Genomic DNA, 15,684 nt, shown 5'->3' with positions numbered 1-15,684 from the left:
GCGACCCGCGGCATCCGATCGGTCCAGGGCGAATCACATCGCTGTCATTCGACCGTCCTACAACCACGGTAGATCCAGGTTCCGACAAAGCCGGGCCTACTGACGAGGACGTGATCCCCGTCCGCGAAACCCGCCGCCGGATCCCCGCCCTCCTAACCCTCGGGCGACGGGATCGACGCCTGCCAGGGCGGTCGAACGGGAGTCCCGAAGTCTGGCAGAGCAGCACGGTACGCCGTCGGTCGGCGGTCGGGGAAGCCCGTTATCCACACGGGTTGTGGACAAACTTTTTTCGGCTGTGGAGACACGCTCCTCTGTTGTGCACCGGCTGCGGAAATCCCTGGGGACAACTTCGACACCGAACCCGATTTCTGGCTCTGACAAGGGAGAACGCGGTGCACTAGCGGTGGACGGGAAGAAGTCCGAAAGTTCCTTCGACGTATCGGTGAGGTTGCGTCAGGATTGACAGGGGGGCTCGAAGTGTGCCATGTCCGGGCGATTATCCACGGGGGTTGTTGAAAACCCTTGATAGCCAAGGCGACCAGGCGACCCTTCGATTTATCGATAAATCTCTGCCTCGACAAGGCGTTGCCTTTGCCTCGGATCGTCGGTCCTGAGTCGCAGCCGAAGGATGGCGTACCCCTCCCCGGTATCATGGCAGCATCGGATCGACAGGAAGCATGCCATGAACAGCACCGGCCCTGACCAGGACGGCACACCGGATGCGGCGACCGAGGAGACCGTCCAGACCAATCCCGTGAGCGCCGGCGACACGCACGCCGGTCACGGTTACCTCAACAACAACCACAAGGCCGATTATCTGCGCCGGCTGCGCCGGATCGAGGGACAGGCCCGAGGGCTGCAGAGGATGATCGAGGATGAGAAGTACTGCATCGACATCCTGACTCAAGTGTCGGCGATGACCAGCGCTTTGCAGTCCGTGGCGCTGGGTCTACTCGACGACCACCTCGACCACTGCGTTGCCGAGGCCGTCACCAACGGCGACGACGCAGAGGCCAAACTCAAAGAGGCGTCGAAGGCGATCGCCCGCCTCGTCCGCTCCTGATCCACCGACCATCCCCACCGCACAGCGAAAGGCCCCTGAGAATGATCAGCAACTACACGGTCGTCGGCATGCACTGCGACCACTGCGTCCACGCCGTCACCGAAGAGGTCACCGCGATTCCGGGCGTCCAGGAGGCCCAGGTGCAACTGGAGACCGGGTCGCTGACCGTTGTCAGCGATGAGCGGATCGACTTCTCCCTGGTCGAGAGCGCCGTCGACGAAGCAGGCGGCTATACAGTCACGGCTGCCTGACCCCCGACCGGGAGCCGATCAGGCTCTCGCCCGGAGCCGGCCCTCCATCACCTGCTGCAGCAGGTCGACCGTGTCCGGATGCAGGTCGACGGCCAGCGCTCTGCCCTGCGCCGCCAGCTGGAGCGCCAGTCGCTCGACCTCGGCCTGGTTGCCGGCCTGGTGCTCGGTCCGGATCCGAGCACCCATCAAGAATTCGTCCTGCGGGGCAGCGGTCAGCGCCCGGGAGGCGGCCCACCTGGCCAGATCGATGTCGGAGGCGGCGCGTGCTCGGTCCGCCAACTCCACGCCGATGTCCCGGATCACCGAAACCATGTCGGTGCGCATCTCCTCAGCCCAGTGCCACTGCCCCGGCGCCGCATCGGCCAGGGGAGCGCCCCGGACCAGCTCGAGGGCCCGAGCCAGTGCCTCCGTGCTGGTTCGATTGACCCCGGCGTGGGTCAGCAGTTGCAGTCGGTGCCAGTCCGAGCTCACCAACGGCGAAAGGCTGATCCGGCCCGAATAGGCATCCGGGAGATACGGCTGGCCCTGATCGTCGAAGCCCAGCCAGTTGCGAAGCCGGCTGACATTGGACCGCCGCGTACCCTCGGCGACTGCAAGTGCCGCGGACATCGCCTGGGCGGTGCTTCCCGGATGCTCCAGCAACCAGGTGCAGTACTCGATGCACTGCATCACCGCCCGGTTCGGCGGCGACCCGGCGGTGCCGAGAAGCTCGGCCGGGCCGAGAAGCATGATGGTCGGATGCCGGGGAGCCTGCGGTACGGGGTCGGCGAATGGATTGGGCACTATGGCGGACTCCTTACTCGCCCCTGGCCGATCTACGGCGGCCAACCAGGCCCAGGCGGCGTCTGAGCGGGCGACCAACTCCTCGATCTGCTCGTCCGCCGCGCGGACCACGATCGAAGGCCAGTTGTCTGTTGCAGCGGAGGCACCGGGCTGCACCACGGCAGCCGGTCTTCGCACGTCGGCCGGGGCGCTCTCGGCCGCGACCACATCGGGTTGGTCGTCACTCGGCGGCCCGGCGAGGGCTCTGGCTGGAAGATGGTCATCACCGCCGAAGTCGGCCGCCCACCACGGGGCCGGTTCGGTCTCCTGACTGCCGGTGGTCGCGATCAGCTCGGTGATCAGCTGACCGACCGACTCCGAAACCACCTGGGGTTCCAGCGCCCAGCCCAGCGGCTCGAGCTCAGCCGAGCCGTCGGCGACGGTCAGGCGCCAATCGGTCATCAGATCGTCACCGGGCACGACTGCAGCCATGGTCACTGGCGGGTCAGTGACCAGCAGCCGCTCCAGTCTGTCGGCCTGCCAGGTGTCAGGGCGGCAGAAGATCAGCCCGACCTCCGGCACCCACGGATCCGCCAGGTCGGGATCGATCCGATAGTCACCGGCGGCAGCACCCGGGTCACCGAGTAGGTGATCACGCTGGACCCGTGCCCGCTGCTCCCAGCGGTCCAAGAGCTGATCGAGGCTCGAGGTGGCCGACACGTTGTAGCGATCGATCGACTCAGCCAGACCTTGGTCGGCACCGACCACAGTGATCACCAGTTCGTCCGACCACGGGCTGAACGCCAACTCGGTGGCAAGAGCAGTGAGCAGTCCGCTTTCGACGGCTTCCGTTGGCCCGGACGGGGCCGGGGGCGGGGAAGTCGGCGACGGAGAAGTCATGGCCGCGGAACCCGTCACCCCGAGGAGGCCGGCGGCCTCGAGGTTGACCAGTACGGCCGAGCCGTCCGGCGCGGCACCGATCGAGGCCAGTCCGGGATACGGCTGCGGCGCGTCGAGCACCGAGCCGTCCTGGGCCAGATAGTCGGCATCGGTGGAATCGAGGTGCCATTCGGTGCCGGAGACTACGAATCCGACCGGTGCCGACAGGTCCGCCTGCGCCATCACCAGGACCAGATGATCATCGGCCGCGCGCACCGCCTGAAGGCGGGGCAGCGGCAACTGCCGCCGGTGACAATCGCGTCCGACGGCTCGCAGAGCGAGGTTGAGCAGGTCGAGACCGGCCGGCGTCTGGAGCCGTCCGAGTTCGGCTTCCAGCTGCTGGGCCGCCGGCGCAGGTTGCGGAATCCGGCGTCCGACAGCCCGTCCACGCAGCTGCAGCTGCCGCCGGGTGGCCAGGCCGCCCAGGACCGCCGCCGCCAGCACGCCACCGACTCCGGCGAGTTGCACCGCCCGAGACCCGAGATCACTGCCGTCGACGGCATCTGCAGCTGTCGGCCCGGCCTCGGGGATTCCGTCCGGCGACACCGACGAGGGCGATGATGCCGCCGGGGAGGCGGAGGCAGGAACGGAAGCGCGGGCCGTCGGTGCCGTGGACCCCTCAGGGTCAGAGGAGCCGGTCGGGTCAGAGGAGCCGGTCGGGTCAGAGGGAGCGGCGTCTGCCGAGTGACCGGCATCGTCCTGGTGACCGGTCCGGCTCACGTCCTGGGTGCCGCCGGCGGCGTGATCGCGGCTGGCGCTGGCGCGCGCGCCGACGGAAGCGCCGCCACCGTCTGCCGGCGCTGTCCCCGGATCCGATCCAGGCGCCGGGGGGATCACCAGACTCGCACCGACCGGCAGCAGGTCAGGATTGCTGAGAATCCCGAGGTTGGCCCGGTAGATCCAGTGCCAGGCGCCGGGCTCGCCGTACTCCTTCTCGGCGATCCCCGACAGCGTGTCTCCGGCTCGAACGACCACCCGGTGCAATTGCGGGTCGACATCCGGGATCCGCAGCCGCCACCCCGGCTCCAGCCGATCCGGGCCGCCGGTCAGCAATGCCGGGTTGGCAGCCGCGATCCGGCGCCAGTCCTGGCCCTTGCCGTAGTAGTGCTCGGACAGGGTCCACAGGTCGTCTCCGGGGCGGACCGTGTGGACGACCGTGGAGCCGGCGTTCTGCTGTGCAGACCGGTCGTCCGCGCGGGACTGCCTCGCCTCGCTGGAGCTTGGTCGGCCCGCCGTGGGATTCGGCGTCGCTGGTCTGCCGGCGCGGGACGGCGCACGAGACGAGCTGGTCGACACTGGCCTCCCGCTGTGATGACCACTGTCCACCGGATCCGCGGCGGCGAACTGATGGGGGGTGACGAACATGGCGAGCACCAGCACCACCAGTCCCCCGGCGATCTTCTGCGGTCCTGCCAGGCCGGGAAGCCGGATCCGGATCCGCTGCCTGCTCACTGCCCTGATCGACTCCGTCAGAACCGAGAGGGTGAACACCGCCCAGGCGATCCAGGCGATGACGGCCACCACGTGGATCAGGATCGTGCCGTCGTCCGGCCGGGTCAGAGCACGCCACATCTGCTGCGGGTCGAGGCTCGATGGGAACGGGTCGCCGACCATGGTGATCAGCAGCCACGGAACGCCGACCACGACCGCGGCCAGGACGACCAGCGCTCCGAGTCCCTGCGCAAACCGCCGCATCAGTTCGGCACCACCCTCGCAGTCGCGTCGCCAGTCGCCCGGAGCGTGTTGATGTGGATCAGGGACAGGAAGACCGTGGTGACCCGGATCTCGATGTGCACACTCACCTGATCACCGTTCACCTGGACCCGGCTGCTCGCGATGTCGCCACCGGCAGCCGCCAGGTAGTTTCGGGCGGAAATGCGCGCCTGGCCCGCCGATACGGAGGTATCGCTGGCTGTGCCGAGCGTCGACCCGGCACCCGCGTCCGCTCCGGCCCGCGCAGCCCCAGCGGCGAGAGTTTCAGCCCTGTTCATCGCCGCTGCCTTCTGGCCGCCGTCGACAACCAGGCCGGCAACCATCAGCAGCGCGGCAACGAATCCCAGGACCATGATGCTGACCGCCTGGCCGCGCTCGCGGCCGGAGAGCAGAGCCGACCTCATGTCATCGCTCCCGATAGCTGTCGATGGGCGACGATCCCTGACCGGTGATCGTCATGCTGCCGGGCAACCCGGGGACCAGCAGATTGCCGAGGTCGACCTGACACCGGATCCGTTCGGTGACCGACGCCGGCCTTCCGACGGGCTGGCCGAAGCCGGAGACGTCGAGGTCGACCGAGGTCTGCACACAGGTGATGCCGCGCATGGCCAACCGCTGACCTGTCGCATCCCTGCCGGCGGTACCCGCGGACCGCGGGTCACGCTCCAGCGAGGCCGCCCGAGCTCCGGAATAGGCGGCATCGGTGACGACCGACCGGGCGAACCAGATGCGCGCTCCGCCGATGATGACACCCAGCAAGATGATCAGCGCCGGGAGGATGATCACGAGCTCGGTCGCCGGGGCGAGCCCACGCTGGCAGGTCGAGCCTCCGCTCGAGCGGCCGGGTCGCACAGTGTTCGTACGGGAGGTGATCATGGTGTCGTCACCCGCTCAACGGGCGCCGTTGCGGTCTCGGTGATGCGGCCCAGGCCCAGGTCGAAGATCACCGGAGGCTTGGCGACCATCGTCACCGACACTGACCGGGGTTGCTGCGAGACGGTCAGCCGGACGTCGGTCAGTCCGCCGACGACCGCGATCCGCCGTGCTGCCTGGGTTGCGGCCGAGGGATCCCCGTCGTAGCTGCGGGCGACATCGGCCGCAGCGGTCACCGCCTCGGCGGCGACGTTGCGGGCATGCAGCCACAGGCCGGCCTGGATCAGCCCAAAGGTTGCCAGCATCAGGGCAGGCACGATCACCGCGAACTGCAGGCTGTTGGTCAGACCGCGTTCGCGGCCGCCGACGGGTGATCGAGCCATCATCGAGTAGTCGTCCGGTGCTTACGGATTCTGGACTTCGCCGAGCCGGTGGCTGACGTAGGTCTTGATGAAGACCATGATCACGATTGCTACGGCTGCGGCTGCGCCCAGCAAGATCGCGACCTCGGTCGACTGGCTCAGACCACGTTCGGAATCGGGCCGAGGTCTGGTCGGCGCGATCAGCCATCCCAGGGAGAGGGCGAGCAATCGGGTCATGTCGTTTCCTTTCCTGCGGCCCGCCGGGCAACGAGGCGGCGCCTGGGCTTCACGGTAGAGAAGATTTCGGACCGGTGGGGGTGGCCCTGTGGACAACTCGGAGGGGTGGTGGCGGTCGACATCGCAGAGCTCATGTGGTCACCAGCCGCATCAACGCCGGGACGATGAACATCACTCCGAGCAGCAGCGCCGGGATGGTCATGTAGATCGTCATGCCCTCGGAGGCCGCGTTGGCCTCACGCATGCTGGTGGCAAGGTGCCCGTCGCGCAGCTCCCGGGCCCGCGCACGCAGTGAGCCGGAAAGAGCGGCCCCGGTCTCGTCCAACTGCATGACGTCGGCCAGGTCGCGGATCTCGGGCAGCCCGAGTTCGTCGGCCAGCCGCCGCAACTCGGGGTAGGGCGCCTGTTGCTCCAGTCGCGCCCTCTCCAGCGCTCCCCGGAGCTGCCGGAACAGTGGAACGTCGGACAATCCGGCCGCATTGTGCAGGGCCTGGGTGCCGGACGCGTTGGCCAGTCGCTCGAGGGTCACCAGGTCGATGTACATCAGCAGCGCCGCCGACGCGTCGTGGCGGTTCGCCGTGGCCTGGCCACGCAGCAGCAGGTCGGGCACGAAGTAGCCGACCACGGCGCCGACGAGGGCTGCGATCAGGGGGACGGCCGGTTGGACGCCACCGGTGAGGTATCCGTATCCGCCGGTGATCAGCGCCGGCATGGTCAGTCCGATGATCATCCAGACGGCCTTGTCCGCGTAGAACTCGATCACCGACCGGCCCCGGATCTGCAGGGCCCGCAGCTGGCCCGCGGACAGTGGGACCGGTGTCCTGCGGTAGACCCAGCTGCCCAGACGGTCGGTCACGCTGCCGCCGGCCTGCGGTAGCGAACGGTCGTGGCCGGCCAGCTGGAGACCCACCGGGCGCTGCATCCTCGCCACGGTGGCGACGAGTTCCGGGGTGGATCGAACGGCTCCCGCGATGATCAGTACCGCGCCGCCGGCAATCAGGATCCCGGTCAGGAAGCTCAGTGCGAAGGTGATCACCGGCCGGCTCCGATCAGGATCCGTTGGCGCTTCTGCGGCGTTGCACGACGACGCATCAGCAGCAGCGAACCGAGGTACAGCAGGATCAGAACGGCGAGAATCAGCTGCCCGATGCCCGTTCCGTAGGGCTCGAAGAAGGTGTGGGCGAAGGTCAGTGCACCGCCCAGGGTCAGCGCAGTGATGACGGTGACCTGCCGGACCACGATGTACGGTTTGGCTCGCTCGGTGGCGATCTCGCGTCGGCCCTTCAGCTGGGACTGGATCGAGTCCGCGAGCTCGGAGAGCGTCAGCGCCGCACCGTTCGCGCCCCGGTTCGCAGCCAGGATCAGCGCCGCGATGACGGTATCGGAGTCAGGACTGTCAAGATCATCGGCGAACCGCATCAAGGCGTCCCGGCTGTCCCAGCGGTTGTTCAGCCGGCTGATCAGGCCTCCGAGCGGCTCTGCGATGGCATCAGGAGCCGTACGTCCCGACAGCCGGATGGCATCCGGCACGGACTTGCCGGTGGGCAGTGACGCGGACAGGCTGCGCACCCACCGGTCGAGCGCCTCCAGCAGTACGACGTCGCGGTCCCGTGGCGGGCTGAGTATCAGCGGGAGCACCCAGGCCACTGCGGGCAGTACCACGACCATGATCACCCAACCGGTGATCGCCGCTACCACGAAACCCGCGACCAGAGCGGCGAGCAGGATCAGGTCGCGCCGCCGGCCGGCCTCGCCGGGCGGCCGCCGACTGAACCGGGCCCAGAGTTCCGCCACGGAGGGACCCTCGCGGCGCACCGCCGAAGCGGCTATCTCCGCCCGACGCCGCAGTCCTGCAGCGACCAGGACCACCCCGCCGACGAGCAGCATCCCGGCCCATACGGCCACGACCGGTTCCATCAGCGCACCCCGCCGGCAGGTTCGGCGCCGAGGCGGGCCGCCGAGGCGGGTAGGCGCCGGTAGAACGGCGTGATGTCGGCCTGGAAGTCAGCATCGGGGAAGAATCCGGGCGGCTGTTTCGCGGTGCCGTGCGAGCTGTAGGCCAGATGAGTGACCGGCCTGCCGTTCTCCATGGCGCGGTTGAGGGTGCGGATCTCGGAGACGAACCGGTGCCGGGTGCCGCCTTTCCAGGACTCGTCCACCAGCTTGACGTAGATGAATAGGCCGATGTTGAGCGCAATCTGACGGTACGCCTCGTCGATCGTCAGCACTCCGCCCTGCGCCACCCGGGCAGCAAGCCGATCCATCGTCGATTCCGCCGAATGCGAGTGGGTGGTGCTCAGGGTGCCGGCGCCGGCCTGCATGGCTTCGAACATGGCGAAGGCCTCACCACCGCGCACCTCGCCGACCACCAAACGCGACAGGTTCTGCCGCAGCGCCTCGGGAAACAGGTCCGCGACGCTGACATTCCCACCGGCTTCGGAGGTCTCCCGCTCGCCATGGCCGATCCGCGCCTGGAGCGCGAGGATGTTTTCGCGGCCGGGTTGCAGGTGGGTCATCAATTCGTAGTCGGTCTCCAGCGTGCCGAACCGCTCGCTGAACGGGATCGAGTTGATCAAGCCACGCAGCAGGGTCGTCTTGCCGGCGCCTTGATCACCGGAGATCACCATCGACTTTCGTGCCAGCACGGCCGCATCCAGGAACTGCGCGACCTCGATCGGCATCAAGCCGCCGTGCGCCAGATCCAGCAAGGAGATGTCAGTCAGCGTGTGTTGCCTGATGACGATGCTCGGCCGGTAGGACAACCCGAAGCCGATCGCGTGCAGCCGGAACCTGTCGCCCAGTGCCAGGGTCATGGTCGGGTGCGTGTCGTCGAACGGGCGACTCGGGTGCGCGTTCTCACCCAGGAACCGGATCGCGTCGACGAGTTCCTCGTCGCTGTCGGCGACCGGTGGTAGCTTCTCCCGACGACCGTCGCCGTACTGCACGACGACGGAGTCCCAGCCGTGGATCTCGATGTTCTCCGCGTCCGGGAGCTCGAACAGCGGCTGCATCCGGCCGTAACCGAAGACACTGTCCTCGACGACCTGGGCATAGGTTTGCTCCGTCTCCGGGGACCACAGTGCCGAGCCCTCCCGATGCAGCGCCCGCACATGATCGTTGACAACCCGCCGGATGATCGCCCGGCCCATCAAGAGCCGGTCCTCGGCCGGCATCGCTCTGCCGTGCTCGGAGAGATAGGACTGGACCTCGCCGGTGATCACTTCGGAGGCTTCCTTGCGGAGCAGGACCACCTGAGCCCAGTCCACTTCGCGACCCCGGTCCACGGGCCGCGTGGGGCGATCGACGGCCCTGGCCTGCCGGCGATCAGCGGATCCCGGCTGCTGCCGGGTCGTCCGTAGCCACGGTGAGTCGGCGGCGCCGCCGGCAGCACCGACGTCCCCGCCGGCGAGGTCGCCAGCAGGGAGGTCCTGCGCACCGAAGATCGGAACATTCAGCAGTGCCGGCGCCGACGCGGCCGCACGCGGGATGTCGTGCTCAGCCATGGTTTCCTCCGTCGACGTTTCCTCCGTCGACCGTGCTCCGGAGCCACGCGTTGGTCATGAGTGGCACGGCCGACCGATCCTGTGCCGAGATGGTCGACGGCATGGGTGGGCCGACCTCATCCTCCAGTCCGAGCCGGGAGCGACGGCGACGGATCTGGCCGGTCAGATCGTCGACGGCGTGGTGCAACCCACGAACCAGCGGCGACCGGTCGAACCGTCGTGGACGCGGAGCCCCGTCGGAGAAGACGGCCGCGGCGGCAGCGTCGACCGGCAGCACCGAGACCACCGGCAACTCGAGCAGCCGGCTGATCTCCCGCCGCCCGTACGGCAACTGGTCGCCGACGACCACCACCCCGAGATTGAGTTCACCGCCTGCCAGCCGGGACTGCTCGCGCAGCAGCCCAGCGTAGGTCCGCGCCGGGGCGAGGGATCGCAGGTTGCTGTGCGTCACCAGTAGCACCAGATCGGCACGGTCCACCAGGGGCTGGGGAAGCCCTTGCCGCTCCATCCGGCCGACGTCGACGATCACATCGATGCCGGCACCTTCCAGTCGCATCAGGGCATCAGCGAGCTCGGGCCAGACCGGCCCGAACAGGCCTGCATTGGCGGGCCGGGCGAAGCCGGGGAGAAGCCGGCGCCCGGGCCCGCGGTCTGCGATCGGCCCACCGGGCGAATCATCCTGGACGGCGCATTCGTGATCGGCGGCGGTCAGCGGGACGGTCTCGTCACTGACGACCTCGAGCAGCGGTCTCCGGTCGCGGTGGGCTTCCGCGACCCGTTGCAGACCCTTCGCCGTCGCCACCTGACCAGCGAGATACCCGGCCAGGACGGCCTGGTGAGCGGCTGGATCGGCATCGACGAGCAGTGTCGCGCGCCGCCAGGTCAGGGCGAGCCCGACGCTGGTGGTGGTCACGCCCGGCGAGCCCGAGACCGAGGTGAGGACGATCAGTGCCATCAGCGCTCCGAGTCCCGGACGACGACGACCCTGTCCTGCGCCGCGTACGATGCGGCGTCGGCTGCCATCCGGGAATCGATCTCGAGGTCGAGGTACACCCCGTCGTCGACATCGGTGGAACTCATCACCACAGCGGCCATCGTGGCGATGTTGGTGACCTCCTTGCTGCTGGAACCCGGCGTCGAGCCGCTACTGGGCTGCTGCGCGCCGGTCGCCGCAGAGCCTGGGCCGTTGCCCGGGCCGACATCGGCCGGCAGTACCACCAGGTGCACCGGGCTGCCGGGACTGAGGAAACCCGAGGGCGCTCTCCCGGTGGCGACCTGGATGCCGATGATGTCCTTGCCGTGGTCGGGTGGCAACGCCGTGGTCACCGCATCGGCGGGAAGCAGCGAGCCCTGGACCAGGTCGAATGCCGCGACCTTGCCGACCAAGGAATCCAGTTGTGCCGCCGGAACGGTCGCAATCCCGCCCGTACTGCCGACCCGGACCTGACCGAGGTCAGCTGCCGTGATGGTGCCGCCGCGATGCACCGTCTGCCGCATTGCCACGACCTGATGCGACTCCGACAACTGCGAATACAGGAAGAACGATGCGATCGCACCGAGGCACACTGCAACGACGCCCAGTGCCACCCAGCGGGGGTTACGGCGAGTGCGGGCTTGCACGGCCGCCGGCACCGGCGGCGCAAGGTCGGCCGACGGCCGCGTCTGCTCGTCGAGGGTCATGCTCGATCGCATTCTCTTTCGGGGAGAGCCAGAGACTTTCTGTCGAGGTTTCTATCCGTTGTCCGGGTCAAGGTCGGTCACTTCTGACTCGGAATCCAAAGAATTGAGCCCGGCTATTGACCCTGTCAACCCCCCGAATAGATTCAACGGCTCTAAACCTGCACTTGTGTCCCAGCTGTTGCATTCCCTCCCTCACGCAAGGCCCGCACCATCGCCCGTCACCACCGCCCATCACGCCGCATCCGCGATCGTCATCGCATGCCGGGCCATCTGCCGGACCGCCCTGCTGCAGCGGAATCGGACAGTCGCCGGGGAGAGCCCATAGCGTTCGGCAGCGTCGACACTGCTCAACCCTTCGGCGTAGACACTGAGCAAAAGTCGTCGGGTCGGCTCGTCGATCAATCCCAGCTCCTGTGCGGTGCGCAGCACCCGGTGGGCCGTCAGGTCGGCGACCGCGTCAGCCTCCGAGAAATCCGGTCCGGCGATGATCCCGCCAGCCACGGTGCGGGCCAGACCCGCCAACTCAAGCTCATCCGTGGTGACCGGCAGCGTCCGGCCCGCTGCCCGCAGGTCCCGCGTCACCGCCTTCAAGGTGTCCAGGGCGAGATTGGCGGCGATCCTCCGCGGCCGCCGCGCCAGTGGGTAGCCGTCGATCCTGGCCCACAGTTGGCCGATGTAGTCCTCGATCGCATGCCGCGAATCGCGGCCGGCCATCGCCACGACCTTGCCGAGCATCGCCTGCAGCACGATCCGGCCGGCGAGATGGTCCTCGGCACCGGTGCCCGGCGCTCGCTGGGACTGATGAATGCCGATCAGGGCTGCGAGCACCCGGTCGGGATCTGATCGGATGGCGTCCAGGACGGCGGCCGGACTGGCGCAGTCACGGAGGATCGGGTGATCGACGGCCCAGTGGGCGAGCTCTGCGCGGCTGTGGGCTGCCAGCAACCGGTCGCGGCCCAACTCGGCCCATTCCGCGTCGAGGGCATCGACGAGGGCGAATCGTGATCGTGCGGCACATGGGTTTCTCACATACAGCAGCCTTGCGGGAGGGTGTTGTCAGAGGTGTTGTCCGTACCCGGTCAGGTGTTGTCCGTCAGTGACAACGGTTGTCCGCACCGGTCGGCGGGCCGGTGCACGGGTCGTACGAAAGCGTTCGTACGGGACGTGTTCCGGGTGTCAGGCAGTGCCCGAGAGCTGTCGTGACGGGCAAGCCGTTCACATCAACGCCGGGTTGCCGAAATCCTGACCCGAATCTGACCCGGCCACGTGTCCAACTCCAAGCTTGGATCGCGAATCTGACCTCCGGAGGCGAACGCACGGGGAGAGTGCGGAACGCCCCCGATCGCCGGCCAACAGGGGGCACGTACGGCGGGATTTCAGCCCAGGTTTGCCCGACACGCTGTCCGGGTCAGGTGGTGGTGTCGCACCGGGCTGGATGACGTGGGTCGGCCTCGGCGTTCAAACGTCGGGGCCGATTCACCATCTCCGGCCGTCCGCTCCGGCGCCCGTGGATGAACGCCGGCCGAATTCCCGACCGCTGCGCCGGGTTTGCTGAGCGTCGTACGCCCGATCATGACAGGTCATGGCAGACTGTTTGGGGCCCTGACGCTGCGCGCCGCGGCCGGGCCGACCCGGAACCCCCGGCTCGGCACCGAAGTGTCGGCACCAACGGCGCCCAGAGTGGACAGACGAGGAGCACTATCGATGGCTGGCCAGGCCAGTGCGCCCCCCGAGGAATCGATGTATCAGCAGTTCACACCGCACCGTGCCGGACTGCCCAACCTCGTCGAGTACTTCAAACTCGTCTGGCGGCGGCGGGAGTTCGCCACGGAGATGAGCAAGTCCCGGGTCCGGGGCTCCCACGACAACACGGTGTTCGGCACCGCGTGGCTGCTGATCGATCCGATGTTGCAGTCGACGATCTACTTCGTGATGATCACCTTCATCCGCGGGCATTCCTCGTCCGGCCCTACACCGGGCCATACCTTCGCCCACCTGACCAGTGCTCTGTTCGCCTTCCGGTTGTGCCAGAACGCCCTGAGCACCGGTGCGAAATCGGTGACCGGCGCCGGCAAGGTGCTGCTCAACACCAACTTCCCCAGGCTGCTGATCCCCCTGTCGGCGGTGCGGACCGGCTTCACCCGCTTCCTTCCGACCATTCCGCTGTACCTGCTGATCCACCTCTTGGTCGGCGAGAAGTGGCACGTCACGATGATCGGCGGGATCTTCTTCCTCGGTTGTCTGCTGGTCTTCGGCATGGGCCTTTCGGCGCTGGCGGCGACGCTGACCGTCTACTTCCGCGACTTCGCGAACTTCCTGCCGTACATCATGCGGCTGTGGATGTACCTCTCCCCGGTGCTCTGGCTGCCCAGCCAGATCAAAGGCAAGCCGCCGGCAGTGCAGTCCCTGATGGAGGGCAACCCGATGTACACCATGCTCGGTGGGTACAGCCAACTGCTCCAGAACGGCCACGTGCCGGCACTGCACGTATGGGTGACGGCCGCCTTTTGGGCGATCGCCTCGGTCGTCGTAGGATTCCTGTTCTTCATTTCCAGGGAGCGTGAGTTCGCTGTCCGTGTCCTCTGAGACGCCGGCCGATCGGCCCACCGACTCGCCGGACGCCTCCGGCGGAGGTCGGCCACGTCGTGCCCTGCAGCCCGGTGAGGCAGCAGTCGTCGAGCAGCCCGATCGTCCGCCGCACTCGGATGCAGCTGACTCGAACACCTCTGACTCGAACACCTCTGACTCGAACACCTCTGACTCGAACACCTCTGACTCGGACGCGCCTGGCTCGCCCTCGACCCCGGTCCGGTTCCATGACCGGCTCGCGGCGCGAGCACGGCGCGCCGAAGTAGGTGACCCGCGCTGGAGTTGGGAGCTACCGGACACCGAAGAACCGGACGACACACCCGACCAGACGACGGACCACGGGCCGGCACAGCGGCCCGACCACAGGTCCTACCGCCCGTCCTACGACCAGTCCAACGACACCGCGAGTGAGGCGGCCGGTGACCATCCGGTCGACGACCCGGTCGACCGTGCGGTCCACCGCCCGAAGGACGAGGCAGCGGCGCAGGCGCGCGAGCAACCTGACGACGAGCCCGCCGATCAGCCGTCCGAGTCCTCGCAGCCGGGGCAGCTCAGCGGCGCGAGCGCTTGGATAGCGGCGGCACAGCCGCCTGCCGGGAACCGGGCGACCCAAAGCCAGACGACCGAGAACCAGACGACCGAAACCCAGGCACAATTCGCCGACGCCGAGAGCGAGCCGGAACCCGTACTCGGCCCGGACGGCAAACCGCTGCCCATGCCGACCGGGTTCGGCACCCCGTCCAAGCCCACCCGCAAACCCGCCAGGAAGGCCGCCAAGCGCAGACCCGGTGGCAAGGCGGCACTCGGTGGCAAGCAGCGTTTCAAGCTGCTCCAGGGGATGACACCACGCGCGCCACGGGAGGAGATCCCGGACCAGTCGCACCTGCCCGCCCAGCAGCGCACCGACCTCGCCGTGCGGGTCACCGACCTGTCGGTCACCTATCGGACCAGCTTCGAGAAGAAACCGACCTTCCGCCAGGCGGTCATGCGGCTCGGCCGCGGCCAGCGCGCGGTCCGCGAGATCAAGGCACTGCAGGACATCTCGTTCGAGGTCAAGACCGGCAGTTCGGTCGGCATCATCGGCCGCAACGGCGCCGGGAAGTCGACCCTGATGCGGACATTGTCGGGCATCCTGCCGCCAACCTCGGGCACTGTCGAGGTGTGGGGCCGGGCCAGCACCCTGCTGGCGCTGGGAGTCAACTTCAACCACAGCCTCTCGGGCCGGGAGAACATCATCCTGGGTGCGCTGGCCGCCGGACTGTCCAAGGACGAGGCTGTCGAGCGCGCGGGAGAGATCGCCGACTGGACCGAGCTCGGCGACTTCATCGACATGCCGATGCGCACCTACTCGTCGGGTATGGCGGCGCGGATCTCGTTCGCGATCGCCGTGCACATGGAGCCCGACATCCTGATGATCGACGAGGGCCTGTCCACCGGCGACGCCCATTTCAAGGACAAGGCGAGCGCCAAGATGACCGAGCTCCGGGACAAGGCGCGCGCCATGTTCCTGGTCAGCCACGGCCTGGGCAGCATCACCGAGCTCTGCGACCAGGCGATCTGGATCGACAAGGGCCGCCTGATCGCCCGTGGCGAGCCGGCGGAGGTCGTCGACAAGTACCTCAGCACCCTGCGGGCGGACCGGAAAGCGCGCAAGGCCAGCGACTTCGAGGACGTCTGAGACACCCGGGAGCCGCTGTCGGCTGTCCGCCGGC

Annotated in this window: 15 protein-coding genes; 4 read left to right on the top strand and 11 right to left on the bottom strand. The window is 68.0% G+C overall.

From position 1 onward, the window contains the following. Positions 1–682 precede the first annotated feature (682 nt). Both IEY07_RS24570 and IEY07_RS15955 read left to right on the top strand, forming a co-directional pair. Positions 683–1,063 carry a metal-sensitive transcriptional regulator gene (locus tag IEY07_RS24570; RefSeq protein WP_188896387.1) on the top strand — a complete coding sequence of 127 codons (381 nt, stop codon included), beginning with the start codon at positions 683–685 and terminating at the stop codon, positions 1,061–1,063. 41 nt (positions 1,064–1,104) lie between these two features. Beyond that, positions 1,105–1,314: a heavy-metal-associated domain-containing protein gene (locus IEY07_RS15955; protein ID WP_188896386.1), complete on the top strand. Its 210-nt coding sequence runs from the start codon at positions 1,105–1,107 to the stop codon at positions 1,312–1,314. An 18-nt stretch (positions 1,315–1,332) separates the two neighbouring features. Here the strand turns inward: IEY07_RS15955 and IEY07_RS15950 are convergent, their stop codons facing one another. The 11 genes from IEY07_RS15950 to IEY07_RS15900 all read right to left on the bottom strand — a co-directional run bounded on the left by IEY07_RS15950 (position 1,333) and on the right by IEY07_RS15900 (position 12,412). Continuing rightward, positions 1,333–4,710 carry an AfsR/SARP family transcriptional regulator gene (locus tag IEY07_RS15950; RefSeq protein ID WP_188896385.1) on the bottom strand — a complete coding sequence of 1,126 codons (3,378 nt, stop codon included), beginning with the start codon at positions 4,708–4,710 and terminating at the stop codon, positions 1,333–1,335. Beyond that, positions 4,710–5,132: a pilus assembly protein TadG-related protein gene (locus tag IEY07_RS15945; RefSeq protein WP_188896384.1), complete on the bottom strand. Its 423-nt coding sequence runs from the start codon at positions 5,130–5,132 to the stop codon at positions 4,710–4,712. Before IEY07_RS15945 ends, IEY07_RS15950 begins: the two co-directional genes overlap by 1 nt. A gap of 1 nt (position 5,133) precedes the next feature. Beyond that, the gene (locus IEY07_RS15940) at positions 5,134–5,604 is read right to left on the bottom strand and encodes a TadE/TadG family type IV pilus assembly protein (protein ID WP_188896383.1); all 471 of its coding nucleotides are present in this window, start codon (positions 5,602–5,604) and stop codon (positions 5,134–5,136) included. Further along, positions 5,601–5,984 (bottom strand): TadE family protein, encoded by a 384-nt coding sequence (locus IEY07_RS15935; RefSeq protein ID WP_188896382.1) that lies wholly within the window; start codon positions 5,982–5,984, stop codon positions 5,601–5,603. Before IEY07_RS15935 ends, IEY07_RS15940 begins: the two co-directional genes overlap by 4 nt. Before the next feature lie 21 nt (positions 5,985–6,005). Beyond that, positions 6,006–6,200: a hypothetical protein gene (locus tag IEY07_RS15930; protein WP_188896381.1), complete on the bottom strand. Its 195-nt coding sequence runs from the start codon at positions 6,198–6,200 to the stop codon at positions 6,006–6,008. 130 nt (positions 6,201–6,330) lie between these two features. Then, a complete protein-coding gene (locus IEY07_RS15925; RefSeq protein ID WP_188896380.1) occupies positions 6,331–7,236 on the bottom strand; it encodes a type II secretion system F family protein in 906 nt (301 codons plus the stop codon). Then, positions 7,233–8,117: a type II secretion system F family protein gene (locus IEY07_RS15920; protein ID WP_188896379.1), complete on the bottom strand. Its 885-nt coding sequence runs from the start codon at positions 8,115–8,117 to the stop codon at positions 7,233–7,235. Before IEY07_RS15920 ends, IEY07_RS15925 begins: the two co-directional genes overlap by 4 nt. Further along, on the bottom strand, positions 8,117–9,703 hold the full coding sequence (locus IEY07_RS15915; RefSeq protein ID WP_188896378.1) for a TadA family conjugal transfer-associated ATPase: 1,587 nt from the start codon (positions 9,701–9,703) through the stop codon (positions 8,117–8,119). Before IEY07_RS15915 ends, IEY07_RS15920 begins: the two co-directional genes overlap by 1 nt. Next, a complete protein-coding gene (locus IEY07_RS15910; RefSeq protein WP_188896377.1) occupies positions 9,696–10,658 on the bottom strand; it encodes a CpaE/TadZ family protein in 963 nt (320 codons plus the stop codon). Before IEY07_RS15910 ends, IEY07_RS15915 begins: the two co-directional genes overlap by 8 nt. Continuing rightward, entirely contained in the window at positions 10,658–11,383 is a 726-nt protein-coding gene (locus IEY07_RS15905; RefSeq protein ID WP_188896376.1) for a CpaB family protein, read from the bottom strand. Before IEY07_RS15905 ends, IEY07_RS15910 begins: the two co-directional genes overlap by 1 nt. A 231-nt stretch (positions 11,384–11,614) precedes the next feature. Continuing rightward, positions 11,615–12,412, bottom strand: coding sequence for an RNA polymerase sigma factor (locus IEY07_RS15900; protein ID WP_188896375.1), 798 nt, complete (start codon positions 12,410–12,412; stop codon positions 11,615–11,617). Positions 12,413–13,087: 675 nt separating this feature from the next. Here IEY07_RS15900 and IEY07_RS15895 point away from each other — a divergent pair. Together IEY07_RS15895 and IEY07_RS24245 are read left to right on the top strand one after the other, a co-directional pair. Further along, positions 13,088–13,969, top strand: a complete 882-nt coding sequence (locus IEY07_RS15895) for an ABC transporter permease (RefSeq protein ID WP_188896374.1) — start codon at positions 13,088–13,090, stop codon at positions 13,967–13,969. Continuing rightward, entirely contained in the window at positions 13,959–15,650 is a 1,692-nt protein-coding gene (locus IEY07_RS24245; RefSeq protein ID WP_229670173.1) for an ABC transporter ATP-binding protein, read from the top strand. The genes IEY07_RS15895 and IEY07_RS24245 overlap by 11 nt, the downstream gene beginning before the upstream one ends. The last annotated feature ends 34 nt before the right edge of the window (positions 15,651–15,684 follow it).

The sequence above is a fragment of the Microlunatus endophyticus genome, from assembly GCF_014646195.1.
Lineage (GTDB): Bacteria > Actinomycetota > Actinomycetes > Propionibacteriales > Propionibacteriaceae > Microlunatus > Microlunatus endophyticus.
This window is presented reverse-complemented; position numbering and strand designations above follow the sequence as displayed.